Here is a 24,301-nt window from a genome sequence, read left to right as displayed (position 1 = left end):
CCAATGCGAGGTCGCCAGAACGCTTAGGAGAGGGAATCAAGTTCCTCTGGTGAGATGTAGAGGATATGCGAGACGCGCTCGGCAATAAGTGCGCGCAATGCCGGATAGAGGTCTGCCGGAGGAATCCTCATGGTGATGGGAAGCCGGTAAAGGACAATGCGGTCTCCCAGCCCCTTACGTCGGTCCGCGGGGAAAACACGGGCTAAAACTACCCCGTGGTCTTCCCAAGGAGCTGGATCTGAGGGAGGAACATCCTCGGTTGCAAACTCGATTGTTGCAACCTCAGGCCAGCGCTCGGTGAGCTCGCTAATCACAAGGGCAACGGTCGAATCAAAAGACTCCCGACGCGTTTTCCACACGGGAAGCCCAGGGAAAAGACGCACATAGCGCGGGGTGCGGCCATGGCGGTCATGGGTGCGGGGAAAAGCTGATGGGAGAGCCATACACATAAGGGTATCGCTCAGCTTCCCGCTCAAGCTGATGACCTGCCGACGAAGGGCACGCAATAGGAATAGAAAATGCCGTATTGTAGAGCGGTGATCTCGGTTCGACACTGTTCTAAGCCCGGCTGCTCAAGGCCTGCTGTAGCTACACTCACCTACGATTATTCGGATTCGACTGCTGTTGTCGGTTCGCTTTCAGCGGCTGCAGACCCCAATGCCTATGACCTGTGTGAGCACCATGCAAACAGTTTGACGGTCCCACGTGGGTGGCAGATCGTGCGCCTTCAGACGACCTTCGAACCGGCACCTCCATCGGGGGATGACCTTATGGCTCTTGTCGACGCTGTCCGCCAAGCCGCAGCACACACCCGAAACCGCTCAGAGCGCGCTGATGTCGCGGAAACCCAGACTCCTGCTCAGCCTGCAGCTGCCCCGAAAACGGCTGCTAGGGCCTCGGCACACGCTGAGCTTGGCCCTTTCGCCCAAGCGACCAGCTCTCACGAGGCCGAATCCTCCAGCCCCCTGGATCCAAATTCGCCGTGGGCCCGTCGCCGGGCTCAGTTTAAATTGATCACCGAGGAGCCTTCTTCCGGTCAGGAATAATTCGATCATGAATAAGAGGGCTGCCTGCGTTGTGCTAGACCTCGAAGGGGACTGCTTCCACCTGTTGCCGGCGGGTTTCAAGGATGTCTTGTCGCTTGAGTTCCTTCGCGTACTCCCGGTCGCGCAGAACGACAAGAACCGCTGCAAGGAAACGCTCGGGGTGAATATTGGTTGGCGGCTTGGGTGAAACAAAAGCCGAAACTCGTCCCGCTAAGGACGTTGCGATCGACAGACGTAGCTGGTCGAGAATCTGGCGATTATTGTGCAGAAAATTCATACACTCAAAGTGCAGTTCATCCGGGATCGGAAGGACCTGTGCGTGAGACGCCCACTCAGCACAGTCGGGAGGCATAACCAGAGGTGGATAGAAGACAGCTTCGGGAACCTGAATAACCATGGTCCCTGCTGCGATGTCCCCCAGGCGTGTTGCTCGCGGCGAAAAGACTGTTGACATGAATGACAACAGGCCTAAGAACATGTAGGTTTCCACGATTGCAGTCATTGCACGGACGAAGGAGTGACGTGCGGTGATAATCCCGCCATCCCGACGCACAACTTTTAGGTTAAAGGCCCACTTGCCAAGGGAATAACCGTGGGTGAAGACCTCGATGACAAAGGGGAGGACTACAAAAGACAAGAAAATAATGATAACGAATATTGCCCTCACCAAGGTTTGTGGAAGGCCTTGATCAAAGGTGACAGTAACAAGAATGCAGAAGAGAACGAAAAAAGCTCCAACATACAGGGTCAGGTCTATGAGGAAAGCAGCGGCCCTGACAAAAGGAGAAGCTGGTTTGAGATCGAGTTTGACGCCCTCACCGCTGATGAAAGATTCATCAGAAATTCGTTGGACGTTTACAGGAAGCTCGCTCATGTATGACACTATATCTTGTATGGATATCGACGCACTAAAAGCTTCACATATGCGCCATTGGAATCGTTTTCATCAATTGGCGCATTCGCGTCAATTGACGGGACCGGAAATTGATGAGCTTTCAGTGCTTTATCGGCAGGTCACCGCTGATCTTGCGAAAGTGCGTTCACAAAACCCGGATCAGGATGTTATTTCATATCTCTCTGGTGAGCTCTTGCACGCACGAGCTCGATTGACAGGAACGTCTGGAGCGAGCCTGTGGGCGATTTCGCGTTGGTTCCGTTATGATCTTCCCGCAGCCCTGTATCGGATCCGCTATGTCACGATTGCGATCATGCTCATTTTCATTGCGATGACAGCGTTGCAGACGTGGTGGATCTTGCGTGACCCCGCTGCTCTCTCCATGCTGGGAAGTCCGGAACAGCTGAAGAACTACGCGACAACACAATTTTCCAGCTACTACAGTCAAGACACCAATGCCTCTTTCATGTCCTATGTGTGGACTAATAATGCCTTTATTGCCTTGCGTGTCGTTGCAGGTGGAATCACAGGGTTCTATCCAATTATGGCTTTGTGGGGGAATGCCCAAAACCTAGGAATTTCCGCTGCGGTTGTCATTCACTATGCCGGCCCCGCGCACTTCTTCAGTTTCATTCTTCCCCACGGCATCCCGGAACTTACAGCAATTTGGATCTCAACCGCAGCGGGCTTACGCCTCTTCTGGGCGTGGCTTGTTCCTGGGCGAAAGACTCGAGGCCAAGCGCTCGGCGAGGCAGGGCGCTCGATGATCACTGTTGGTTTGGGAATGGTGATCTTGCTTTTCTTGTGCGGAGCCATCGAAGGTTTCGTCACCCCGTCTAATCTTCCACTGTGGCTGAAGATCACCTGCGGTGTGACCTTGACCGCGGGCGTGTGGATCTACACCTTCGTGGCCGGTGGACGTGCCTATCGCGCGGGAGTGAGCGGCGACCTTGACGAAGACGCCGGTTACGCGACACCTGTGATCTAAGAAAGGCTTAGAGCTTTCCAGCCTTCTTCAATGCAATGTACGTGTCTGCCAGACGTGCAGGCAAGAAGCCCGCATCACAATCAACGACATAAGCGCCAAGTGCGCGAGCATCATTGGCACCAGCATCAAGGTCGCGGATTGTTGCACTTGCCGCGGCAGCAGTGAAGGCAGAAGCTGCGTCGCTCCAATCGCGTTCCATTCGGCCAAGCTCGGGGTCGCGTGCGCCCGCGACAACTACTCGGTGACGCTTGCTGAGCGCGGCAATTGCCTCGGAAAAATCTGCGTCTGTAGCTGCGGGAGGGATCTCTGTCAGAAGGACGACAAGCCCCGGGTGATGCATACGCTTCTCAACCGAGGAGACGACCATCTGCCAATCCAGTGGGAGAAGGGAAGGCTGGACGCGCGAGAAAGCCTGCGCGGCCTCGCTAATCAAATTCCCCCCACGTGCCTGGGCAAGATCTTCGTGAATACTGCGGTCCAGAGCAAGCAGATGAACTTGATCTCCGGCGCGGTCAGCCAGAACCCCCAGCAAGAGTGCCGCCTCGATCTCAGCATCCAAACGAGGTGCAACCCCCAACTCGACCAGGTCCTTGTCTCCCAAGTCTTTTTCCTGAGGCTCGCCCAAGAGCATTGCCCCCGAACGACCGGTGTCGACAACGATCATGACGTGACGGTCGCGTTCGGGACGCCACGTGCGCACAACCAAATCTTTTGAGCGCGCCGAGGCTCGCCAGTCGATATCGCGCGGATCGTCTCCGCGGACGTACTCGCGCAAGGAATCAAATTCCGTTCCCGGGCCTCGAAGAATCGTGGCAGTTGTTCCCTCAAGCTCATGGAGACGCGCAAGCCGAGAAGGAAGAAGACGCTTCGCGCGGAACGGAGGAAGCGCGGTCAGGGTCAGTGGCGCTGCAATCGAGGTCTGACGGGCGGCCATTCGCAGAGGACCCCAGGAGCGAATCGTCACGTAGTCGGCGCGAACGCTTCCACGACGCTCCAGTTGCAAGATCGTCGTCAGCGGCGTCGGAACATCTGCTTCGAGCTCACACGAATGTGAATAGGGCATGGGGTGTGCCGAGGGTGGCCACGCGTCCCTCACATCGACGCGCATGGGGAGCGCCGAGCGCAGAGAAAGGCGCGAATGGCCGGGAGAATCCATTGCGATAGGAGTGTCAATGGAGCGCTCAATGACCAACTGCCTGGGGGAAGGCGCAAGGTAAGCGTCAAAGGCCCACAGGCATGCGCACAGAACAACCCACCCGACAATGAAACCCCATGTCGGGAAGAAAAACAGTGGAATGACCCCCAAGAAAATGGGGATACTCGCGCGCCAAGACAGTGCCATCAGCGAGGAACCGGGACCTGCTCGAGGATCGAGGCGATGACAGAGTGAGCGTTCAAGCCTTCCAATTCTGCTTCCGCCTTCATGCTCAGGCGGTGTGCAAGAACCGAGTCAGCCATTGCCTTGACATCATCAGGAGTGACGAAAGAACGTCCCTGAAGGAACGCCCAGACGCGGCACACGCGAAGCAATGCGGTTGCGCCACGGGGAGAGACACCGATGCGGACAGCGGGAGAGGTGCGGGTCGCGCGGATCAGATCGACCATGTAGGTCAAAACCGCGGGGGAGACCTCGATGTGTTCTGCCTGTTCGCGAGCCGTCAAGATATCCGAAGCATTTGCGACCGGGTGCAGATCAGCACTGCCCAAATCCAGAGGATTGAAACCATTTTGGTGGCGAAGAAGAATATTGAATTCGTCCTCGCGCGAGGGCAGGGGCAGGTCAAGCTTGAGTAGGAAACGGTCGAGCTGGGCCTCGGGAAGGGGATAGGTGCCCTCGTATTCGACAGGGTTCTGGGTAGCGATCACCATGAAGGGCGAGGCCAGCGGGCGGGTATGACCATCGACGCTGACCTGATGTTCTTCCATAGCTTCCAAGAGCGCAGATTGAGTTTTGGGGGGAGTACGGTTAATTTCGTCTGCTAGAAGAAGATTGGTGAAGATCGGTCCTGGGCGGAACTCGAACTCGCTCTTGCCGTTGTCCCATACCAAAGAACCCGTGATATCGGCGGGCATAAGGTCTGGGGTGAATTGGACACGCGTCATGGTCAAATCGATGCATCGAGCAAGGGTGCGAACCAAAAGCGTCTTTGCAACGCCGGGGACGCCTTCAAGCAAGACGTGTCCATCGGCTACCAGGGCGATGATCAGGCCGGTGAGTGCGCCTTCTTGGCCGACGACTGCCTTGCCAATTTCCGAATGCAGGGAAACCAGAGCGTCACGGGCATCACGCCCCTGGGGCGGTAGTTCGGGGCTTGTCATTGATACTCAATCTCCTGTGTGAGCGCGGATAGTGCTTCGGCCAATTCGACCAGTTCAGAGTTGTTTGTTGGGGGCGGACCCCACAGTAAATCACTCACGCGCGCGGTCAGCAATCCTCGCGCTGCAAGTGCGTGTTCTAGGGTGGCTCGCGGTGCTTTCGGGTCGATTCCCAAACGCTTGGCGATTGTCGTTACGGCCTCGATGCGCAAGAGGCGCGCCGCGTGAGCATGTTGTTTCTGCGTTGCCATGAGACGTCCGCGGCCCTTCGTTGTCTCTGATGAAGGGACATAAGAGGGCAGATCTTCGGGGACCAGACGTCCCAATCGTTGGCCTCGAGAAAAACCGATGACGGTAATTCCGATGCCGATCAGCGAAAGGATTGGGATTAGCCACTGGGGCTCAAGAGTGTCAACCTTGTCGCTGGCTAGGACATTGTCTTTGCTCCCGTCATACCAGTAGATGGTTGGTTTCTGCGCCATCGCATTGATAAGAAGTGCGGCATTGCCATCACTATCAACCCATTGATTTGATGCGATAGCTCCATCGGCGATGATTGCGCGGAAATGATCACCCTCGTTCTTTTCAAGGTAGGCGTAGGCGTCATCTACGGGGAAGCACGTGGTCCATCCAGCTTCGGTAGTGGTAACAAGCTGTCCGCTGTTATTGAGCAGAGTTTGAGCTTTCTGAGCAGGTTCAGATGCGCATTCTGCAGAGAGGATTTTCGTCGCATTTGTCGTCTTTGAAGTCATCACTTCGACGGAAGGGGTATCAAGATCTGAACCGTAGTGAGAGAGAAGATAGACAACTCGATGAACTTTCTCATCGATGGCTTTTGCGGTGGCGTCAGGCATGTAGCCAGGATAGGTAATAACAGCAGTCGAGTCCGGTGTTGAGCGTGCAATGAGCTCGCGTGCGGAGCTGACTTTGACGACCTTAATTCCGTGGTGACGCAGCGTTTGGACAAGAGCTTGAGCGCCAGAATCCCCAGGGTTATTTGGCGAGAGGGTTTCGCTGTCTTTTTGGTAGCGGGGGATCAACGCTGTTGCGATGACAAATAACAGTCCCAAAAAGATGATGATGACCAGCGGACGCATTCGCGTCCAACGCTGGCGAGCAGTCGGCGAAACGACAGTGCTTTGAGTTGCTTTCATGCGTGCACTGCCTGCTTCTTGTTCTGTGAATAGGCAGCAATAAGCTGGTCCATCCCCGCGCAGTCCTCTGCGCTTGCGTGGCCTTCACCGTAACGTACCGAGGCGAAGACGGAAGTCGCGGAGGTAATGGGGGCAGTGAGGAAGGGAAAAGCATTTTGAGCTGCTCGGCCAGCCTCGTCCGCTGTAAGACCGGGAGTATCGCGAAGAATGCCGTCGCGAGCTAGGTAGAGCACGAATAGTCGATAAGACCAGATCAGCGTGGCATCGAGATCTCCGCTTGCGCGAGCCTCGTCAATCCGCTTCATGACATCGCGCAGCGAAAGCGTGGAATCGGAGTCAAACACAGCAGTTCGTCGCATGCGGCGGCGCAGGCGGATCGGGTGGGTGATAACGATGATTGCGATGATCGCGAGAATCACGAACAAGAGGAAGATAAAGAAACCTTCAATGGGGAAACCGACAGGTGCAGCCTTACTGGCGCCGCTCACGAGGTGTTGAATAAGCCAGTTGAAGAAGCGTGATAACGCGGAAGGTGGGGTGGGTAGGTAGTCGGGACGCGAAAGCTCCGCTGACACCCATGCGCGAGCTTCCTCGTCGTCGGGTGTCAGCGGAGCCTCACAGAAAAACATCAGGCGCGAGAAGCTTCCTGAGCAATCATGGGAGCAAGGTTCTCCTTGCGCATGCGCTCATCCAGGTACATCAGAGTGTAGAAGGATGATTGAACCGGGATCACAACTGCCGACAGCAGTGCGCTCAAGAAGGCCGAGAAGGCGACGAGCAAGCCAACCGAGTCAGCTGCAGCGGCTCCAACGCCCAGAATTGCACCGACGATGCCGCCCAGAACTGCGGAGATCAAACCGGTGACGATACCGATGAGCCAGATGCGGCCCAGGATTCGCCAGAAGGAGCCCTTCGACAGAGACCAGGAACGCTTCATGGCATCGACCGGGCCGAGTCCCTCAAGGACGACTGCACTGGAAGTGAATGCGAACTTCACGGTCAAGAAACAGGCGATCACGATCAGAGCAACGATCATGAGGAAGATGATCGCAAAGGCTCCACCAATACCGGCACTTGCAGAATCGTAGCTACGAGCCGAAGCTGCGTTAACAACCACAAGGATGAAGGGGATCATGAAGACCAGCAAGACTACCACGATCGCCACGAATTCAATGATGCCGATGAGAAGGGTTGCCAGAAGAACCGGGACAAAGCGCGGCGAGAAACGGTGCCATGCGTCCGCGGGAGAAGACTTACGTCCGAGGACTGCATCCCACACCGTCAGTGCAAGCATGCCCGAGAGGAACGCGGTTGCGAGCAGGGTAAGCCCGCTTGTTACGAAGGAACCCATGCTGCTGCCCAGCGAGTAGACCAAATCGTTGGCATCTCCGGAGGACAGTGCGCGCGTCAGTGACGACGTCGAAGAGGAAGCGAAGAAAGCCTGAACAAGACCGACGACCGCCATAATCGCAAAGGCGAAACCAAACATGGTTTGCGGGTTGACGCGAACCGCCTGGAAGGCGCCATTGAAGAGCTCGCCAACGGTTAGCGGACGGAGCGGGATAATTCCGGGCTGCGCAACGGTCCATGCGGTGCCGCCCTGAGTCTGGGTGCCCTGCCATGCGGCATCGGGCTGAGGCGCCGCGCCCCACTGCTGCTGGGGCTGTGCGGGCTGCTCGGGTGCTCCCCAAGGCTGCTGAGCCTGCTGGGGCTGTGCGGGCTGCTCGGGTACTCCCCAAGGCTGCTGAGCCTGCTGGGGCTGTGCGGGCTGCTCAGGTGCACCCCAAGGCTGGTGAGCCTGAGGAGTCTGAGGAACTTGGGGTGTTGAGGGAACAGAGCCCTGGGAGGGATTCTGAGAAGAAGATGACTGGGGTGCCCACGGATCATTCGTGGGAACGCCCTGAGGATCAGACATTATTACTCCTATATAGGTGACACGTGTCTTCCTGAATATTGTGCCATGCATTCAACTAATCAGAAAGAACTGAGGAAGTAGTCAGCGAGTCTTCAGCGTTTCTTATGTTGATAAAATTCGCCGCGTCTTTTCGACACACCTGTCAGTTTCGTGACACAATCGTTACATGAGTTCACGGATCCTGGTCGTTGACGACGATGTCGCGCTTTCCGAAATGATCGGAATCATGCTTCATGCTGAAGGTTTTGAGGTTGCTGATTGTGCAGATGGAGCGCAAGCCCTTGATGTTTTCCATGAAGTTTCACCGGATCTTGTCCTTCTGGACCTCATGCTTCCAAACGTCGATGGGATTGAAATCTGCCGTCAGATTCGCCGAGAATCCGACGTGCCTATTGTGATGCTGACTGCTCGATCAGATACAACAGATGTTGTCGCCGGTCTTGAAGCCGGGGCAGACGACTACGTTCCTAAACCTTTCAAGCCCAAAGAACTAGTCGCGCGTGTTCGAGCGCGACTGCGAGGGCGAGATGACAGTGGTGAAGAGCTGGTTCGTCTTGGGGATCTTGTCATCGATGTTCAGGGCCATAGTGTGCATCGTGGTGGCCAAGAATTGCCTTTGACACCACTTGAATTCGATCTGCTCGTGACTCTTGCGCGTTCCCCGTGGAAGGTATTCTCCCGCGAAGAGTTGCTTGAGTCTGTGTGGGGCTACCGCCACGCTGCAGACACTCGCTTGGTGAACGTCCATGTCCAGCGTCTGCGTTCAAAAGTCGAACGTGACCCGGATAATCCCGAGGTCGTTGTGACTGTCCGCGGAGTAGGCTACCGCGCCGGCAACGCCTCGTCATGATAGGTGGAGATGGGGGAGTGCTTTCGACGCCCCCTGTTCCTGAGTCTCATGTTGCGCCACTGGAGCGCATACTTCTTTTTCTTCAACGGCTCTTCCGGCCTCTTCGACAGTGGCGTGGTTGGGAACGTATTTCTCAGTGGGAAGCTCTCAGAGCAATTCGTAATTCCGCTTCTTTGCGTGCGGCTTCCTACCTCGCTGCGGTGTCGATGGTGCTCATCCTTATTGCAGGAACAATTGTTGCGACTCAACTGCGCAGTAGCGTTTTTGAATCTCGACGAACCGCAGTACTTTCAGATGCGGCTTTGCGTTTTTCAACTGCGCAATCGGTTTTTGACCAGTCAACAGCCAGCACTCCCGATCAGATTCAAGAATCAACCCGACAGCTTGCAACCTCCTTACGTGTTTCTGCCTCGGGTACTGGGGCGGTTTCTGTCCTGCTCTTGCGCTCGCAATCGCAATCGCAATCGCTTCGGATCAATGAGATTGTTGACCCCACGGTCTTAGGTGTCATTAGTGAAGAGATGAAAAATGCCGTAGCGGAATCAACGGATCCCCAATGGCAATCAGTCTCAATTCCTTCCGCGCGTGATGCGAACCAGCGCGTACCTGCAATCCTTGTGGGGAGAAACGTTCAGGTACCGCGAGCAGGAACCCACCAGCTGTATATCGTTTATTCGCTTCAAGCAGACCAAGAGCGCATTGACACCGTCATGGGAATCTTGATCTTCGCCGGGATTCCGTTCTTGCTGTTGATTCCGATCATCACCTTCATCTTGATCTATCACATCTTGGGACCGGTACGTCGTACTGCAACAGCGGCAGGAAAGCTTGCTGAGGGAAATCTTGATGTTCGAATTGACAGCAGTGATGCCCGCGGTAGCGATGAGATGGCAAATCTTGGGCGTGCCTTCAATAACATGGCTGAATCGCTTGAGAAGAAAATTGATGAATATGACGAGCTCTCTCGGCTCCAGCAGCGCTTCGTCTCTGATGTCTCTCATGAACTCCGTACGCCGCTGACGACCATTCGTATGGCGGAAGAAATGATCTGGGATCAACGTAAGAATTTTGATCCCGTGACCACTCGGAGTGCAGAACTGCTTCATGAACAGGTTGAGCGCTTCGATTCCATGCTGGCTGATCTCCTAGAGATCTCGCGTCACGATGCGCAATCTGTCGACCTCGCTGCGGAAAGCATTGATCTTCGAGGCTTGGTCACGCGCGTTGTTAACGCAAACAGTGAGCTTGCGCAGCGCTTGGGAGTCGAGGTTATTGTCAATGCGCCGACGCATCATTGCACAGCAGAAATTGATGACCGACGTATTGAGCGTGTCATTCGCAATCTCTTGGTGAACGCTTATGAACACGCAGAATCTCGACCAGTTGTTGTGACCATCGCTTCGAATGAAACCGCTGTCGCGGTACGCGTACGTGACCATGGCGTTGGCATGGAACCGGCAACGGTTGAGCGAGTTTTTGACCGCTTTTACCGTGCGGATCCTGCGCGAACACGAACCACTGGAGGAACAGGTCTCGGGTTGGCCATTTCCTTGGAAGACGTTGTTCTTCACGGAGGAACACTAACTGCGTGGGGTGAGATTGGAGTCGGATCCTCTTTCATGATGACCCTTCCCAAGAAAGTCGGGACAGCAATTTCAAGCGATCCCTTAGAACTGTGGGAAAAGGAGTGAAGATGAATCAGCGACTGTATCTTGCTGTAGTGGCTATTCTCAGCAGCCTTTCTCTGGCCGCCTGCACTTCTTTGCCAACTTCCTCCTCACCTTCGCCTTTCGATGTCGATGCCCCTAATGCTCAGCCGGTTGATTTGGCAGCGGGCGGTCCTGTGGCTGATGCGGATCCGGAAAGCTTGCTCAGCAGTTTTCTTTTGGCCTGTGCCGCGGGAGCTTCAGACGACTACGCAACCGCGCGTCTTTTCTTAACCAGCTCCTCCGCACAGACCTGGGACCCGCATAAGTTAGTGACGATTTATTCGACGGATTCAACCCCGAAGGTGTCTTACTCCTTTGACCCCTCGAAGACGGATACTCTGAATGCATCGATCACGGCTACCGGCGTGGGCTCTGTTGACCAAAATGGTGTCCTTTCCCCGGCAGAAACTTCCTCACTTGAAGCGCGCTTCCACCTGGTTCGTGAGAATGGCCAGTGGCGTATTGACGCGCCTGCGGATGGGGTCGTTGTTTCTCAGGCATCATTTACGGCCTCACACGAGCTTGTTTCGCTGATGTTTCTTTCAGCGACCGGCGATTCTCTGATTGCTGATCCGCGCTGGTATCCCACGCGCCGAGTCGAAACTCATATGCTCGAGGGACTCATCGCTGGACCGCAGTCACATCTCTCCGATGCCCTAGTGAATGCAATCCCCTCGGGCACCTCGATTTCAGCCGGGGGTATTGAGCTCTCTGACCACGTTGCGAAGGTGTCTTTGAATGGAACGCTTCCCAGCGATGATCGTGGAAAACAGTTGATGGCGTGGGAGATTTCCCAAACCCTCCAGCGCTCGGGCCGCGTGAATTCTGTCGAAATTAATGTCGGGGGAGAGGCTCTTCCTTCCTCAGGGCTTCCTTCCCAGCCGTCCTTTGATCTTGATTCAGCGGTTGCTTTGAACTCGAATGGTTTGGTTCGAATTGACGGGCGTAGCGTTTCGACCCGGATTCTTCCCATTGCGCCTTCGTCGTCTGCCTCGCTTCCTGCGGTCTCTCCAACCTCTTCCTCCTTGCTCGCTTGGCGCGAGGATGATCGTCTTGTTCTGGTGGATTCCTCAACCAATGCGACGCGGGTAGTGGACGGGTCTGAAGGTCAGTATTCGCCTTCTATCGATCGTTTCGGATGGGTGTGGGACATTCCTCGGGGAGGGAACTTAAGGGCCTCGCGAATTGACGGGCAGAACTTGGCGATCGCCTCGGAAAATCAATCCCTGAACGGGGTGAGTGCGGTGAGGGTCTCTCCCGATGGCGCGCGCGCACTTTTGCTCCGCCAGGTTGGTGGCTCCACAAGTGCCTGGATTGCCGGAATTGAGCGCCGAGGCAGTGGCGAGCCGATCGCGCTCACTGACCCCGAGCCCCTGGCTGGCTTGTCGACCGGTGTCGATGATGTGTCGTGGGCGGGGCGTTCTACGGTTGTTGCCGTGCGTCAAGGAGGTCTTCGCGCGGGTAATGATCAGGTGGATGAAGTTTCTTTGGTGACCGTACCCGTCGGTGGTTTCCCCTCGGTTCTTGCCCTTCCCACGGGGACTCAGCGACTGAGTGCAGGCTCCTCTTCAGCAACGATGGTGATCCGCGGGAAAGACGGCAATTATCAGGTTCGTTCCGGGGCGCTATGGCAGTCTCTTGAAGGGAACCTTCGCGACGTAAACTTCCCCGGCTGAATCGTTTTCTCCACAGATTGCCTGTGTGGCCAGCGTGTGCTTTCTTTTCGTGTTGATCTTCCTTTATGGGAGTTTTTCACGAGGCCGCGCGGGAGTTGGCCAGTTTGTGTATCCCCAGCAGTTGCGCTGGCTGTGGCGCGTGGGATCAGACACTGTGTGACCAATGTTTTGGGTTATCACAGTCCTTCGTGCCGACATGGGAAGTTATTGATTCGGATTGGGCAGAATATCCGCTGTGGTCGCTGAGTGAATACTCCGGATCAATGCGGTCCATTATTTTGGCCGCAAAACACTCCGGGCGCGTAGATTTGTCGCCTTTTCTTTTCGAATGTGGAAAAACTATCGGCGATGCCCTGGGAAAGAGCGGGATGCTTGAGGTGGGTCAGCCCCATGCATGTTTGTGGATTGTCCCTGCACCATCCAGTTGGAAACGACGTTTCTTTGGTCATCCAGTAACTTCCCATATTGCCCATGGTGTGGCTCAAGGAATTCGTTTATCGGCGCCGGTTCCGGTAGCGGTTCGTGATATCTGCAGGTTAGACCCCTGGGTCTCTTCGCAGGCGGGAAAGAACTCAGATAAGCGCAGAGAAGCTCGCCATGGCCACATGTATGTATCAACACCAATTCCTCAGGATGTGGGACTTGTAGCGGTCGATGACGTTGTTGCAACTGGGGGAACGATGAGCGAATTGTTCCGTGTTTGCGGGAAGAACTGGGTGGCTGGGGCGTGTATTGCACGAGCGCGAAGATAGTGTCGCTCTATGATGCAGATCACCGTATCTGCTATACTCGATGCATCTCTTCCAGTGATGGGTTTCCATCACATGCTGATCGGGGGTGGTAGTTCAAGACACTCCGGGGCAATGACGTCGCCGGGTTTTCGATCGCGACTGTGGTCGCATTTCATGATGTGGAGAGAAATATGGACATCACAGTAGCTGCACGTAATGCAGAGATTCATCCGAACTTCCGCGCATACATCGAGGAAAAGCTTGCGAAGGTTACGCAGTTTTATCCTCGTGCCCAACGGGTTGATGTTGAGTTAACCCACCAGAAGAATCCGCGTCAGGCTGACACAGCAGAGCGGATTGAACTAACAGTCTTTGGTAAAGGCCCAATTATTCGAGCAGAGGCAGAATCTGCAGACCGCTACGCCGCGGTCGATATTGCCGCAGGAAAGCTATTTGAGCGCCTTCGCCGTATGCGTGATCGAGCAAAGGATCACCACCGCACGGAAGAAATTCTGGCTCCCGATTTAGATGTTCTTCCCGCAAGCGTTGGGGAAGAAGAGGAGCTTGCTGAACAGGCTCCGACATCTTTGAAGAGTGCGGGGGATCTGAAAGTCGGAGAAGCTCGCGAGGAGCAGCTGGGAGATAGTCCGATTATCGTCCGCCAGAAGGTTCATGAGACGGTGCCTATGAGCGTTGATGAGGCATTGAATCAGATGGAACTGGTGGGGCACCCCTTCTTCCTCTTTGTCGATGAAGAAACGATGCAGCCCTGCGTCGTCTACCATCGCCACGGCTGGACCTATGGTGTTCTGCGCCTGAACGCGACGGTTCTCCAAACTGGCGAATAATACTCGCACTTGAGGGGTGTGGGGAGTCTGCTTCGGCAGGCTCCCCACACCCCTCAAGTTTTCATTTACCAGCGGATGGGTCTTCTTCTTGCGAAAGAGAACCCAAGGCTTGGTTGAGTGGATCGTAGTGCGCGAAGACAGCGCGACGGTATCCCTCAAGATCGCCATTTTCTGCACTGACCAGCATAGCCTCGTGAGCGCGAGCAGTTTCCGGAAGGCCTTCAAAACCCCGATGGATCTGTGGCAGAGCCATCATGTGAATCATCCACATGGCATTGACCAGCTGCTCGGCAAGGGGGTTGTTGATCTTCTTCAAGAGTTCGGTGTGAAATTCAATGTCTTCGTCCATGAAGAACTCGCTGCGCTGGGCCTTTGAGATCATTTGGTCGACCAGTTGATGAAGATGATCGTCATGCGTGCCTTGAAGCGCCTGGATTGCCTCGCTTGCCAAACCTAAATCCAAAACTTGGCGGACCCGCAAAACCTGGGACAAGGCCTCGGCGGAATCAGGAGCGGTAGAGGAGCGAAGGAAAACGGTCTTGATCAAGGGGCGAAGTGTCATGTCGCCGACAAAAGCACCGCGTCCTTGCTGGACATCAACAATCTCAAGAGCCTTGAGCTGGCGCAGTGCCTCGCGTACTGATGAACGTGATACACCTAGCGAATCGCATAGAGCGGACTCTGTGGGCAGAGGATCTCCGGGTTGTAAGTGATTAGCGACGATGTACTGTTCGATCGCTTCCATCGTTGTTTCGGTGCGCGAAAGTAGTGTTGGAGCCGGCGACTGTATCGCGCTCCGGTGTGCGAACACTCCAGCGTCGGGGTGAGGCGATTGAATTTCGGACATGGCTTAGACTCTTTCGCACCTGGGGACCTGCTCCTCGTCGTAGAAGAGAAGATCGCGAGGTTGTGCGCATAGACCCATTTCTACGCGCGTAATTTCCTGACTCGTACAGCGTACCATTGCTTGCGCGCCAAGTTGTCGGATATCAGTTGTCGGGTTGATATTGCATCACTGATGAACAACTTCAGAACAATCGGCTTGCAGAGAAAAATGACACGGTGGCCCGGATGAAGTCGAAAGCGCCGGCGGAAATTCGTAGACTAGGAGAAGTGTGCTAGACGCACGCCCGGATCATCCGGTCACAATCCCAGGAGTCCCCGTGTCCATTATTGACAAGATCCTCCGAGCTGGAGAAGGACGTACCTTGCGTCAACTCGACCGGCTCGCCTCGCAAGTTGATGCTCTTCAAGATGACTTTGAAGCCCTCACCGATGAGGAATTGCGCGGAAAAACAGAGGAGTTCAAAGAGCGCCTCAATGAAGGCGAAACCTTGGATGACATCCTGGTTGAGGCTTTTGCAACCGTTCGTGAAGCAGCGTGGCGTACCCTGCGTCAGCGTCCCTTCCATGTTCAGGTCATGGGTGGTATTGCCCTGCACCGAGGCAACATCGCCGAAATGAAAACCGGTGAAGGTAAGACGCTAGTCGCGACTATGCCCTCCTACCTGCGTGCGCTGACCGGTAAGGGCGTTCACGTCGTGACCGTGAACGATTATCTAGCGAAGTACCAATCTGATCTGATGGCCCGCGTCTACAACTTCCTGGGACTCACCGTGGGCTGCGTGCTGGTTGGACAGGAGCCGGAGGAACGCCGCGAGCAGTACAACGCGGATATTACCTACGGAACGAATAACGAATTCGGCTTCGATTACCTGCGTGACAACATGGCGCAGCGTCCAGAAGATATGGTCCAGCGTGGACACAACTTCGTGATTGTCGATGAGGTCGACTCGATTCTGATTGACGAGGCCCGTACCCCTCTGATCATTTCAGGCCCCGCATCCGGCGATGTCAATCGCTGGTACACGGAGTTTGCTCGCATCGCGAATATTCTGGTTCGCGACGAGGACTACGAAGTCGATGAGAAGAAGAAGACCATCGGTGTCCTTGAACCCGGTATCGACAAGGTTGAAGATCAACTGGGTGTCGAGAACCTCTACGAAGCAGCTAATACTCCGCTGATCGGCTTCCTCAATAACGCGATTCGTGCAAAGGAACTTTTCCATCGCGATCGCGATTACATCGTCGACGGGGGAGAAGTCCTGATCGTCGACGAACACACTGGTCGTGTGCTTCCTGGGCGTCGTTACAACGATGGTATGCACCAAGCGATCGAAGCGAAGGAAGGCGTGAAGATCCAGGCTGAAAATCAGACCCTGGCAACCATTACTCTTCAGAACTACTTCCGTCTGTACCCCGAGGGTTCGCGTTCGGGTATGACCGGTACTGCAGAAACCGAAGCTGCAGAATTCGCCTCGACCTACAAGATCGGTGTTATTCCGATTCCGACGAACCGTCCGATGATTCGTAAGGATCAGGGCGACCTGGTCTACCCGACCGAGGCCGGCAAGTTCCGAGCGATCATTGACGATATTGAAGAACGCCACGCGGCTGGACAGCCGGTTTTGGTTGGTACCGCATCGGTTCAAAAGTCCGAGCTTTTGTCGCGGATGCTCAAAGAACGTAAGATTCCACACCAGGTTCTGAACGCTAAGCAGCATGCGCGTGAAGCTCAGATTGTTGCAATGGCTGGCCGTAAGGGCGCAGTGACAGTTGCGACAAACATGGCCGGTCGTGGTACCGACATCATGCTCGGTGGAAACTCTGAGTTCCTTGCTCAGGCGAACCTTGCTGCTCGTGGGCTGGACCCGAAGGCTGACGCAGAAGAATACCGTCGCACGTGGCCGGAAGCCCTTGCCGAGGCCGAGGCCGCAGTCGAGGCCGAGCGCGAAGAAGTTCGCGAGCTGGGCGGTTTGTATGTGCTGGGTTCGGAGCGCCACGAGTCCCGCCGTATCGACAATCAGCTTCGAGGCCGTAGCGGTCGTCAAGGTGATCCCGGTGAGTCTCGCTTCTACCTGTCGATGGAAGATGACCTCATGCGTCTCTTCTCCTCAGGCCTCGCGCAGCGCATCATGGCCTCGGGTGCTTACCCCGAGGATCAGCCGCTCGAAAATCGTATTGTTACCCGTTCGATTGCCTCCGCACAGCACCAGGTTGAGGCTCGTAACTTCGAGATTCGAAAGAACGTCTTGAAGTATGACGATGTGATGACTGACCAGCGTGAGCTGATCTATGAGCAGCGCCGTCGCGTCCTGCAAGGCGAGGATTTGGGACCTCAGATGAAGGGCTTCATGGAGTCCTTGGTGTCTGGGATCATCGCTGAAAAGACTAACGGTCTGTCGCCTCGTGAATGGAACCTCAAGGAACTGTGGGACACCCTGCGCGGTTACTACCCGCCCTCGGTTACTCCCGAGGAAGTCGAGGAGCAGTATGGCGGGCAGGGCTCACTGACCCGCGATGACTTGATGCGCGAGGTCTTGGGTGACATTGAAACCCAGTACCAAGAAGCAGAAGAGCAGCTTAACCACAACCCTCTGGCCATTCAGCAGCTCGGTGATGAACCGATGCGTACGCTGGAACGACGAGTGGTGATTGCAACTGTTGATCGCCTCTGGCGTGAACACCTCTACGAGATGGATTACCTGAAGGAAGGTATCGGTCTTCGTGCGATGGGTCAGCGTGATCCTCTTGTCGAATATAAGGACGAGGGCGCGCGGATGTTTAACACGATGATGGATCGCATTCGTGAGGAAAGCGTTCAGCAGATCTTCTCCTACGCGCGTCAATTCCAGCTGGCGTATGAGCAGGCTCGTGAGCGCGCGGCGGTTGAAGAGCAGGCAGAGGGTGTATCCGAGGCTCAACTCAGCGAGGATGCGCGCCGTAAAGCTGCTGAGACCGAAGAGCGGGCTATTGAGCGTTCCGCATCCGTTATGGGCGATGTGGGACAGGAAAAGACTTCTGCGCGTCTGAGCTATTCTTCGCCAGATCAAGACGGTGAGACGACCTCAACAACAGAGGGGACCAATCGTGCTCAGCGTCGCGCGGCAAAGAAGCGTAAGAAGCGCTGATCGACCGCTGTGAGATTGTCTGTGGCGGCATGCACCACGCGGTGCATGCCGCCATTGCTTTATCTGCGCTCTTCTTACAGGACGTCCAATGCGGTGACAATCCATCTGTTTTTAAAAGTCTGCAGACGCATGGAGATGACGTGTCTGCCTTCTCCTTGTGCGATGATCACGCAGGATTCGATGACCGTTGCTGAAGTTTGGCTGATATGCCATTGAATGGGGTGGCAGGGCTCGCGTCGAAAGCTTCGTGGATCCCTGTCGATGATGGTGACAAGTCGTTGGTAGAGAGGCGGAACCAACCACCTCCGGAGTTGCTCGTAGGGACGAAGGTGGAGAAGGACCTCCATAATGCCTCGAGCTAGTCCGATCGACCACTGGCATAGGTTCGTAATTTCTTGTTCTTGTGGGATCAGAGGATTATCTGCATTGAGATACGAACTCAGCGTTGTTGGGCTATTGACGGGGGTGTCTCGCGAAAGGTCCCAGCTGATTCGGAAAGCGTGGTCTGCTGGTGGGGTCAGTACTCTCGACTGTCGTGGCATTGTCAAGACTCCTTGGGCGGCTGTATTCATGGGGGAGGCGCCTCGTCTTTGGGGCGGATACTGTGGAGTCTTAAGGAATTAAGTTGAGCTGTCAATCCAACTATAAAATGCTTGTGTATGCGAAATGCCTGCTAACGAAAGCGCTATCGCCCATGGGCAACGCCTGGTTTTATCAATTTTTATACGAAAGTGTGGTCGCTCGAGTAGACGTATGCGTCAGAGGCAACAAAATAAGCATCTTCTCAATCTCAGCAAAAATTGGGAAAACGTGCAGTTACTGATGGGAAAACATCCAGATTTAGGCTTGTGAATAAGCAGTTTTTTGCCGTGAAAAGATCTAGGATTATGCGTCCTTCGCATGAAAAAGTGGGCAGAGGAATCTCTGCCCACATCTGATATCTCCTAGGGTTATGCGGTATGGCTCAAGCGTGCACGTGAATGCTCGTATTGGGTTTGGATAAATTCTTCGAGGACGGATTCTTCAACACGCCACATGCGCTTTCCTCCCAATTGAATGGCCGGTAGCTCGCCGGAATTCACCAGTGAGCGCGCAGCGGAAAGCGTAATGTTGAGTGTCTCGGCGACCTCGGCGAGAGTGAGGAATCGTTGATTCATGCCTTCAATCATGCCATTTTTTTCGGGATTTTTGGAGTCTATAAAGCGATTACTTTTGAGCTATTTGTGCAGATGAAAGCCTATTGATTGCGCTTCGCTGGAATCATGGGTGATCGATTAAGTTCGGACAATGTCACACATGTCAATTCAATTGGTGCCACTTCGTTGCGTTTAATGTCATTTCGTTCTTGTTGAACATGTCTTTAGATGGATACGGGTGGCTTAAGACAGCGCGCACTTTCGTGCATAAACTGGTGCTATGCGAATCTATTACCCCGTTCTTGCTCGCGAATTGGAAGAGGGGAACTTGGCGCCCCGGCCCGCCTACTGCGTTGACCCTTCCTCTTCGCTGCGCGGTGAAGATTTAGAACTTGCCGAAGATGATGCGCGCGACTTAGCTGCCCTCGATTCTTTGGCGCTACTACGCGATGAAGAAGGCGCGCTCAGTCGTTGCATTATTGCTGCAGATATCGAGGGCATTTCCGTTGCGCCCTACGATGGCGAGGTTGCTCAGACACAGCCCTGCGCTCCAGTTCAAAGCCATATTGCCGCCTACTTTATCGATCATCCCGATGCTTCAGAGAAGGTGCGCGCAGTACTTGACGCACAGACTCAAGATGAGGCTGACGAGGCTGTTGCACAGCTGTGGGATGAAAGCATGGAATGGTATGCCCCAGAAGAACGCGAGGACGTGATCCGTATTCTTCGTCAGATGCACTGACGGCTAGGCCCCTCTGATGTTTAGGGTTGAGCCTCGGCCTTCTTTCCATGTGACTTGAATTTGGTCTGCGATCTGCCGTGCCATCTCATCGACGTGACTGATGACGCCAATGCATCGATCGCTTTGGCGCAACGCCAGGAGCTGTGCCATTACAATGTCGAGGGTGTCGAGATCCAAGGAACCGAAGCCCTCGTCGATAAACATGCTTGAAAGCATGATGCCGCCGCTTTCGGCCATAACCACGTCTGCAAGGCCAAGTGCCAATGCCAAGGAGACATAGAAGGTTTCTCCACCCGAGAGAGTTGAAGGCGTACGAGTATCTTCAGCCTCATGATCGAAGATCACCAGGCCTAGACCGTTTTTACGCGATCGTGTTGGGTCCGTATCACTGCGCTGAAGTTCGTAGCGTCCGTGTGAAATCTCTGCTAGGCGTGGATTCGCAGCGGCGATCAACTCTTCAAAACGAGACATGAGGATCCAGGAACTTAGAGGTACTCGATGCACACTGGCTTGGCCATTTCCGCTTGCAAGCTGGGCAAGTCGAAGACGAGGATATCCTTCTTTGAGTGCCTTACCGAGTTCGGCCAGTGCCGAGTGAAGCTGTGTTTCTGAGCGGTGAATACTTTTTGCGAGTGCTTGGATGTCAGCAAAGGTGGAACTGGCGTGGAGTTCCTCTTCTCGTGCCACTTCTCGTGCATTTTCGCATGCATCAAGATCAGGGAGCTCTGCTTTCTCTAAACCAGAAAAACGTTCCGAATTCAAACGCGCCTGAACTGTATGAAGTTCTTGGTGATAGCGACGAATCTGCTGGCTGAGGCCCTCCAGCTGAGGAAGGTCTTTGAGCGATTCGCGAATCTGATTGAGGTCTATATCCTCATCTTTACATCCGGACTCTGAGAACGCGGTATCGAGGTATTCCTGATTGCTCTGGACAAGCTGTGCAGCTTGGTCGAAGGAATTGAGAGCTTGAGAAAAAGCATCTTGATGATCTTGCTTGCGCTCAAGGGCTTCCTTCCACTCTTCAAGCGAGGTGTAGTCACCCAAAGCCTGTGCGAGGGATGCTTCGTATACGCTGACTTGAGCTTTGACTTCCTGGATTCGTGAATTAATATTTGTGAGTTTTTCTTGCGTCGATGCGCGTGCACTCAGGATTTCTTTTTCGCTCTCTGAGGAAGCTTCAAATTCTGCGCTCAGCGACTGATAGTTTTCCGCCAGAGAGCTCAACTGGTCAATGCTTTGCCTGAGGGCATCGCGTTGAATGCGTAGGGATTCGCTATCTGATCCAGCTTGCTCATTGAGCGCGGCAATTTGTGCCACGCATTGCGAGCGCTGGGTACTGAGCTCATGAAGATGCTGATCGGCTTCTTGACGAAGTGCCTCAAGTTCATCAAGTTTCTGGCGACTCATTGTATTGTCGCTATCTGATTGCGCGGGGGCAGGATGCAAGGTTGAGCCGCAGACGGGACAGGGGGTGTCCTCTTCGAGTTCGGCAGCCAGTGAGGCAGCAGTTTCTTGGAGCCATGTCTCGCGTGCGAGAAGAGCAGCGATGCCCCTTTCTCGGGCAGTTCGATGTGCTTTTTGGATTTCCTCAGCCAGGCCGATGAGTTGAGCACGCAGGATATCGGCTCTTTCGGCCGCATCGACGCGTTGCTTCAGTGCGTCGAGCTGAGCTGATGAGGATGCAAGGATAGAACGCGCCTCTTGGCTGGCCTCAATTTTCTGCGTGAGTTCTGCGCGGGTCTTAAGCAGTGCATCTGAGCGCTGTTTCAGCTCTTCGATCAGTTGATGAGCCTGGATTTCTTGGGCGGTCAAGCGCTCATATTCCGCGCGCGCATCGACTAATTGCTGCTGCACGTGACTTGCGCTGCTTACCTTTTCATACTCAGCAAGAAGTTCACTGTTTCCCGCGGATAATTCGGTGTGGGCCTGAGTTGTATCGAAGAGTGCGCCATCCATCCGCTTAGGGAGCGAGATGAACTTTTCTAAAGAGGACGAGGCCTGCGTAAGTTTTGACCTTGCAGAGTCAAATTGCTGCAGGGGCACTTTGAGAGGCTCGAGGCTTCGCAGGTGCGCTTCCTTGACGATAAGGGAGTTAATCTGACTTTCTTGCGATAGGAGTGCGGCCTGCTGGGCGGTTAGCAGCTTGTATTCATTGAAGCGTTGTTGAAGGTCTTGGGCCGCGTTCAACTCTGCGTTTCGTTGGTCAAGAAGGACCTGAGCACTGTCAAGAGCGTGCTGGGCATCATCGCACTGTTTCTTCAGTAATTCATTCAGGTGCCCACTGAGCGTAAGCAGATCTGCGTTTAACTCTTCGTATTCACCGGTACTTTCAAGTTTGTCGCTAAGCTTCGTGAGCTCCTCGGAAAGAGGCTCTCCTAGGGGAGAGTCTGTGATCTGACTCTGTAGCGTTCCCAGAGCACTCAAAAAATCGCGGCGTGTCCGCGTGATGGATTCATCTGCTGACTTTGCTTCTTCGACAAAAGCATTTTGCAGATCTTGAAAATACTGAGTGCCGAAAATATCTCGGAGAATTTTCTCTCTATCCGAGGATTTGGCACCGAGGAAGCGTGCAAATTGTCCCTGTGGAAGAACAACAGTTTGCAGGAATTGTTCCTTCGTCAGCCCGATGAGCGAGGTAATCATTGATTGCGCTTCAGGGATGGAACGGCTCAGGGCTTCGAGTGTTGAAAAACCAGAGGGATCCGAAGGGCTGGGAGTCACCTTCTCGAAGGTGACTGTTGCATTAACCGGGGTCGCACGTCCCTCTTTGACATACTGCGGGGTTCGGCGAACTCGGTAAATCCCAGCAGAAACTTCAAAGACCACTTCCACATAAGAGGGATCATTAGGTGCGCAATACAGCGAACGTAGTCGGTTTTTTGCCCCGTCGTTCCCGCTTGCGACATCTCCATAGAGTCCGAAGACGATGGCATCGATCAGTGTCGATTTTCCAGAACCGGTTGCTCCGCGCAAAAGGAACAGTCCCGCGTCGGTGAAACGCTGGAAGTCAATAAATTGACGTGAAGCAAAGGGCCCGATCCCGCTGAGTTCCAAAGTGAGTAGCTTCATTGGAGGTCTTCTTTCACCTTGCTCACAACCTGATCGATGATGCTGTTTTCTTCTGCTGATACCGGCTGTCCACCCTGTTGAGAGAAAAAGTCTGCAAGGGTCGAACGAATATCCATCGTTGCGAGGTCACGTTGAGGCGCAGCCAAGATGGGTGTATGTGCTGGCGCGTGGATGATCGAGAGCGCGTGTGGGTATGCAGCGCGGAGGCGGGAGACCATTGACTGAGGTCGCGCATCATCGATAACGGTCAGAGACACATAGGATTCCCGATCGATCTGTACCGCTTTTTCAAGAAGAGAATCGATTGAACCTGTGAGGACAACAAGGGGATGTGCGGATGGGATATCAACCGTTGAGAGTGCAAGAGGCATTGAGATACCCGAAATCTCAACCCTTTGAGCATGCGGCATGAGCTTTTCATCTTCCGGATGCGTATCAATGATGACAGCGCTTTTATCCCCGGGAGCTTCTGAAAAAGAATAGGCGATGGGCGAACCAGAATAGCGAATAGGGACCTGAGAAGAGGGGATTACTTGAGGTCGATGCAAATGTCCCAAGGCAACGTAACTCAGTCCAGGAGTTGGTGCTTGGGGATCACCGCCGAAGTTCTCGAAGGTTTCGGCTGATACGGAAGGAACCCCACCAACTTCAATGTTGCGTTCCGAATCCGAAGGCGCAGCGCCGACAATGAAGGCGTGGGCCATCACCACAGCCGGGCGCAAATCCCCTTCGCTGCGTCGTCGCTTGAGATCAGCGCTGATACGTCGCATTGCTGCATCCATTACCGCTTGATGACTGCGTTCAAGCGGCTGATCATTGGGGGATAACGTCGAACGGACCAAATCTGGTTCAAGGTAGGGGATCGGGTAGACCAAAACTCCTGGATCATCACCGGTACCGAGGTATTCGCGGGCGGTGCCAATGTCTTCAACACGTGTACACACCTGGATATTTCCGCGAAGGAAGCGCGAATACATTCCCAGGCGAGCCGCTGAATCATGATTTCCCGATGTAAGTAATACGTGAGTGATGGAGCTGAGTTCTTCAAGAAGGCTCATCACTTCATTGATCTGACCGACGGGAGGAATAGCTCGGTCATAGACATCGCCAGAGATTAAAACCAGCTGGATATTCTGCGTCTTCACGGTGTCGATGAGCCAGCGACCAAAAAGAGCGCGTGCATCACCTAAATCTTGACCGTGGAGACTACGGCCAAAATGCCAATCGGAAGTGTGAAGAATTCGCATGTGCCTAG

Annotated in this window: 21 protein-coding genes; 9 read left to right on the top strand and 12 right to left on the bottom strand. The window is 54.4% G+C overall.

What is annotated here, in order from left to right:
* Nucleotides 1-23 precede the first annotated feature (23 nt).
* Entirely contained in the window at nucleotides 24-443 is a 420-nt protein-coding gene (locus tag HGAS_RS01695) for a metallopeptidase family protein (protein ID WP_019126204.1), read from the bottom strand.
* A 93-nt stretch (nucleotides 444-536) separates the two neighbouring features.
* Here HGAS_RS01695 and HGAS_RS01690 point away from each other — a divergent pair, with 93 nt between their 5' ends.
* Nucleotides 537-1,046 carry a DUF3499 domain-containing protein gene (locus HGAS_RS01690; RefSeq protein WP_019126203.1) on the top strand — a complete coding sequence of 170 codons (510 nt, stop codon included), beginning with the start codon at nucleotides 537-539 and terminating at the stop codon, nucleotides 1,044-1,046.
* A 34-nt stretch (nucleotides 1,047-1,080) separates the two neighbouring features.
* On the opposite strand, the gene HGAS_RS01685 is transcribed toward HGAS_RS01690, so the two are convergent.
* The gene (locus HGAS_RS01685; RefSeq protein ID WP_019126202.1) at nucleotides 1,081-1,920 is read right to left on the bottom strand and encodes an RDD family protein; all 840 of its coding nucleotides are present in this window, start codon (nucleotides 1,918-1,920) and stop codon (nucleotides 1,081-1,083) included.
* Between the two features lie 19 nt (nucleotides 1,921-1,939).
* On the opposite strand from HGAS_RS01685, the gene HGAS_RS01680 reads away from it, so the two are divergent.
* Nucleotides 1,940-2,929, top strand: coding sequence for a stage II sporulation protein M (locus HGAS_RS01680; protein ID WP_019126201.1), 990 nt, complete (start codon nucleotides 1,940-1,942; stop codon nucleotides 2,927-2,929).
* A 7-nt stretch (nucleotides 2,930-2,936) separates the two neighbouring features.
* Here HGAS_RS01680 and HGAS_RS01675 read toward each other — a convergent pair whose 3' ends face one another.
* The 5 genes from HGAS_RS01675 to HGAS_RS01655 are packed head-to-tail and all read right to left on the bottom strand — an operon-like array spanning nucleotide 2,937 to nucleotide 8,314.
* Nucleotides 2,937-4,271 carry a DUF58 domain-containing protein gene (locus tag HGAS_RS01675; protein WP_019126200.1) on the bottom strand — a complete coding sequence of 445 codons (1,335 nt, stop codon included), beginning with the start codon at nucleotides 4,269-4,271 and terminating at the stop codon, nucleotides 2,937-2,939.
* Nucleotides 4,271-5,248: an AAA family ATPase gene (locus HGAS_RS01670; protein ID WP_009409192.1), complete on the bottom strand. Its 978-nt coding sequence runs from the start codon at nucleotides 5,246-5,248 to the stop codon at nucleotides 4,271-4,273. The genes HGAS_RS01675 and HGAS_RS01670 overlap by 1 nt, the downstream gene beginning before the upstream one ends.
* Nucleotides 5,245-6,399 (bottom strand): DUF4350 domain-containing protein, encoded by a 1,155-nt coding sequence (locus tag HGAS_RS01665; protein ID WP_019126199.1) that lies wholly within the window; start codon nucleotides 6,397-6,399, stop codon nucleotides 5,245-5,247. The genes HGAS_RS01670 and HGAS_RS01665 overlap by 4 nt, the downstream gene beginning before the upstream one ends.
* Entirely contained in the window at nucleotides 6,396-7,028 is a 633-nt protein-coding gene (locus HGAS_RS01660) for a DUF4129 domain-containing protein (protein WP_019126198.1), read from the bottom strand. Before HGAS_RS01660 ends, HGAS_RS01665 begins: the two co-directional genes overlap by 4 nt.
* Complete coding sequence (locus HGAS_RS01655; protein WP_019126197.1) at nucleotides 7,028-8,314, bottom strand: glycerophosphoryl diester phosphodiesterase membrane domain-containing protein; 1,287 nt, start codon at nucleotides 8,312-8,314, stop codon at nucleotides 7,028-7,030. Before HGAS_RS01655 ends, HGAS_RS01660 begins: the two co-directional genes overlap by 1 nt.
* A gap of 166 nt (nucleotides 8,315-8,480) precedes the next feature.
* Between HGAS_RS01655 and mtrA the strand changes: the two genes are divergently transcribed.
* The 5 genes from mtrA to hpf all read left to right on the top strand — a co-directional run bounded on the left by mtrA (nucleotide 8,481) and on the right by hpf (nucleotide 14,128).
* On the top strand, nucleotides 8,481-9,164 hold the full coding sequence (mtrA, locus tag HGAS_RS01650; protein ID WP_009409196.1) for an MtrAB system response regulator MtrA: 684 nt from the start codon (nucleotides 8,481-8,483) through the stop codon (nucleotides 9,162-9,164).
* Nucleotides 9,165-9,181: 17 nt separating this feature from the next.
* Entirely contained in the window at nucleotides 9,182-10,855 is a 1,674-nt protein-coding gene (gene mtrB / locus HGAS_RS01645; protein WP_019126196.1) for an MtrAB system histidine kinase MtrB, read from the top strand.
* A 2-nt stretch (nucleotides 10,856-10,857) separates the two neighbouring features.
* Entirely contained in the window at nucleotides 10,858-12,549 is a 1,692-nt protein-coding gene (locus HGAS_RS01640) for an LpqB family beta-propeller domain-containing protein (protein WP_019126195.1), read from the top strand.
* A gap of 188 nt (nucleotides 12,550-12,737) precedes the next feature.
* Nucleotides 12,738-13,301: a hypothetical protein gene (locus tag HGAS_RS08800; RefSeq protein WP_148331423.1), complete on the top strand. Its 564-nt coding sequence runs from the start codon at nucleotides 12,738-12,740 to the stop codon at nucleotides 13,299-13,301.
* 170 nt (nucleotides 13,302-13,471) lie between these two features.
* Nucleotides 13,472-14,128 (top strand): ribosome hibernation-promoting factor, HPF/YfiA family, encoded by a 657-nt coding sequence (gene hpf / locus HGAS_RS01635; protein WP_009409201.1) that lies wholly within the window; start codon nucleotides 13,472-13,474, stop codon nucleotides 14,126-14,128.
* Nucleotides 14,129-14,189: 61 nt separating this feature from the next.
* Here hpf and HGAS_RS01630 read toward each other — a convergent pair whose 3' ends face one another.
* Nucleotides 14,190-14,975, bottom strand: a complete 786-nt coding sequence (locus tag HGAS_RS01630) for a FadR/GntR family transcriptional regulator (protein WP_019126194.1) — start codon at nucleotides 14,973-14,975, stop codon at nucleotides 14,190-14,192.
* Nucleotides 14,976-15,291: 316 nt separating this feature from the next.
* On the opposite strand from HGAS_RS01630, the gene secA reads away from it, so the two are divergent.
* Nucleotides 15,292-18,099, top strand: coding sequence for a preprotein translocase subunit SecA (gene secA / locus HGAS_RS01625; protein ID WP_019126193.1), 2,808 nt, complete (start codon nucleotides 15,292-15,294; stop codon nucleotides 18,097-18,099).
* Nucleotides 18,100-18,173: 74 nt separating this feature from the next.
* Here the strand turns inward: secA and HGAS_RS01620 are convergent, their stop codons facing one another.
* On the bottom strand, nucleotides 18,174-18,641 hold the full coding sequence (locus HGAS_RS01620) for an Rv3235 family protein (protein ID WP_019126192.1): 468 nt from the start codon (nucleotides 18,639-18,641) through the stop codon (nucleotides 18,174-18,176).
* Between the two features lie 408 nt (nucleotides 18,642-19,049).
* Nucleotides 19,050-19,256 (bottom strand): helix-turn-helix domain-containing protein, encoded by a 207-nt coding sequence (locus HGAS_RS01615; protein WP_178706837.1) that lies wholly within the window; start codon nucleotides 19,254-19,256, stop codon nucleotides 19,050-19,052.
* A gap of 259 nt (nucleotides 19,257-19,515) precedes the next feature.
* Here HGAS_RS01615 and HGAS_RS01610 point away from each other — a divergent pair, with 259 nt between their 5' ends.
* Nucleotides 19,516-19,977 (top strand): DUF6912 family protein, encoded by a 462-nt coding sequence (locus tag HGAS_RS01610; protein ID WP_019126191.1) that lies wholly within the window; start codon nucleotides 19,516-19,518, stop codon nucleotides 19,975-19,977.
* Nucleotides 19,978-19,980: 3 nt separating this feature from the next.
* Here the strand turns inward: HGAS_RS01610 and HGAS_RS01605 are convergent, their stop codons facing one another.
* Together HGAS_RS01605 and HGAS_RS01600 are read right to left on the bottom strand one after the other, a co-directional pair.
* Nucleotides 19,981-23,046: an AAA family ATPase gene (locus HGAS_RS01605; RefSeq protein ID WP_019126190.1), complete on the bottom strand. Its 3,066-nt coding sequence runs from the start codon at nucleotides 23,044-23,046 to the stop codon at nucleotides 19,981-19,983.
* Nucleotides 23,043-24,293, bottom strand: coding sequence for an exonuclease SbcCD subunit D (locus tag HGAS_RS01600; RefSeq protein ID WP_019126189.1), 1,251 nt, complete (start codon nucleotides 24,291-24,293; stop codon nucleotides 23,043-23,045). Before HGAS_RS01600 ends, HGAS_RS01605 begins: the two co-directional genes overlap by 4 nt.
* Nucleotides 24,294-24,301 lie beyond the last annotated feature (8 nt).

It is taken from the genome of Actinomyces sp. ph3 (genome assembly GCF_000308055.1).
Classification (GTDB): Bacteria; Actinomycetota; Actinomycetes; order Actinomycetales; family Actinomycetaceae; genus Pauljensenia.
The sequence above is the reverse complement of the archived record's forward strand: the minus strand, read 5'-3'. Positions and strand labels throughout refer to the sequence as shown.

What these genes read in the sequence shown, in the direction of transcription:
- HGAS_RS01670 (WP_009409192.1), bottom strand. Translation starts at nt 5,248, where the DNA reads ATGACAAGCCCCGAACTACCGCCCCAGGGGCGTGATGCCCGTGACGCT.
- HGAS_RS01600 (WP_019126189.1), bottom strand. Translation starts at nt 24,293, where the DNA reads ATGCGAATTCTTCACACTTCCGATTGGCATTTTGGCCGTAGTCTCCAC.
- HGAS_RS01660 (WP_019126198.1), bottom strand. Translation starts at nt 7,028, where the DNA reads ATGTTTTTCTGTGAGGCTCCGCTGACACCCGACGACGAGGAAGCTCGC.
- HGAS_RS01695 (WP_019126204.1), bottom strand. Translation starts at nt 443, where the DNA reads ATGGCTCTCCCATCAGCTTTTCCCCGCACCCATGACCGCCATGGCCGC.
- HGAS_RS01640 (WP_019126195.1), top strand. Translation starts at nt 10,858, where the DNA reads ATGAATCAGCGACTGTATCTTGCTGTAGTGGCTATTCTCAGCAGCCTT.
- HGAS_RS01680 (WP_019126201.1), top strand. Translation starts at nt 1,940, where the DNA reads ATGGATATCGACGCACTAAAAGCTTCACATATGCGCCATTGGAATCGT.
- HGAS_RS01685 (WP_019126202.1), bottom strand. Translation starts at nt 1,920, where the DNA reads ATGAGCGAGCTTCCTGTAAACGTCCAACGAATTTCTGATGAATCTTTC.
- hpf (WP_009409201.1), top strand. Translation starts at nt 13,472, where the DNA reads ATGGACATCACAGTAGCTGCACGTAATGCAGAGATTCATCCGAACTTC.
- HGAS_RS01610 (WP_019126191.1), top strand. Translation starts at nt 19,516, where the DNA reads ATGCGAATCTATTACCCCGTTCTTGCTCGCGAATTGGAAGAGGGGAAC.
- HGAS_RS01675 (WP_019126200.1), bottom strand. Translation starts at nt 4,271, where the DNA reads ATGGCACTGTCTTGGCGCGCGAGTATCCCCATTTTCTTGGGGGTCATT.
- mtrA (WP_009409196.1), top strand. Translation starts at nt 8,481, where the DNA reads ATGAGTTCACGGATCCTGGTCGTTGACGACGATGTCGCGCTTTCCGAA.
- HGAS_RS01615 (WP_178706837.1), bottom strand. Translation starts at nt 19,256, where the DNA reads ATGAATCAACGATTCCTCACTCTCGCCGAGGTCGCCGAGACACTCAAC.
- HGAS_RS01620 (WP_019126192.1), bottom strand. Translation starts at nt 18,641, where the DNA reads ATGCCACGACAGTCGAGAGTACTGACCCCACCAGCAGACCACGCTTTC.
- HGAS_RS01665 (WP_019126199.1), bottom strand. Translation starts at nt 6,399, where the DNA reads ATGAAAGCAACTCAAAGCACTGTCGTTTCGCCGACTGCTCGCCAGCGT.
- HGAS_RS01605 (WP_019126190.1), bottom strand. Translation starts at nt 23,046, where the DNA reads ATGAAGCTACTCACTTTGGAACTCAGCGGGATCGGGCCCTTTGCTTCA.
- HGAS_RS01630 (WP_019126194.1), bottom strand. Translation starts at nt 14,975, where the DNA reads ATGTCCGAAATTCAATCGCCTCACCCCGACGCTGGAGTGTTCGCACAC.
- HGAS_RS01655 (WP_019126197.1), bottom strand. Translation starts at nt 8,314, where the DNA reads ATGTCTGATCCTCAGGGCGTTCCCACGAATGATCCGTGGGCACCCCAG.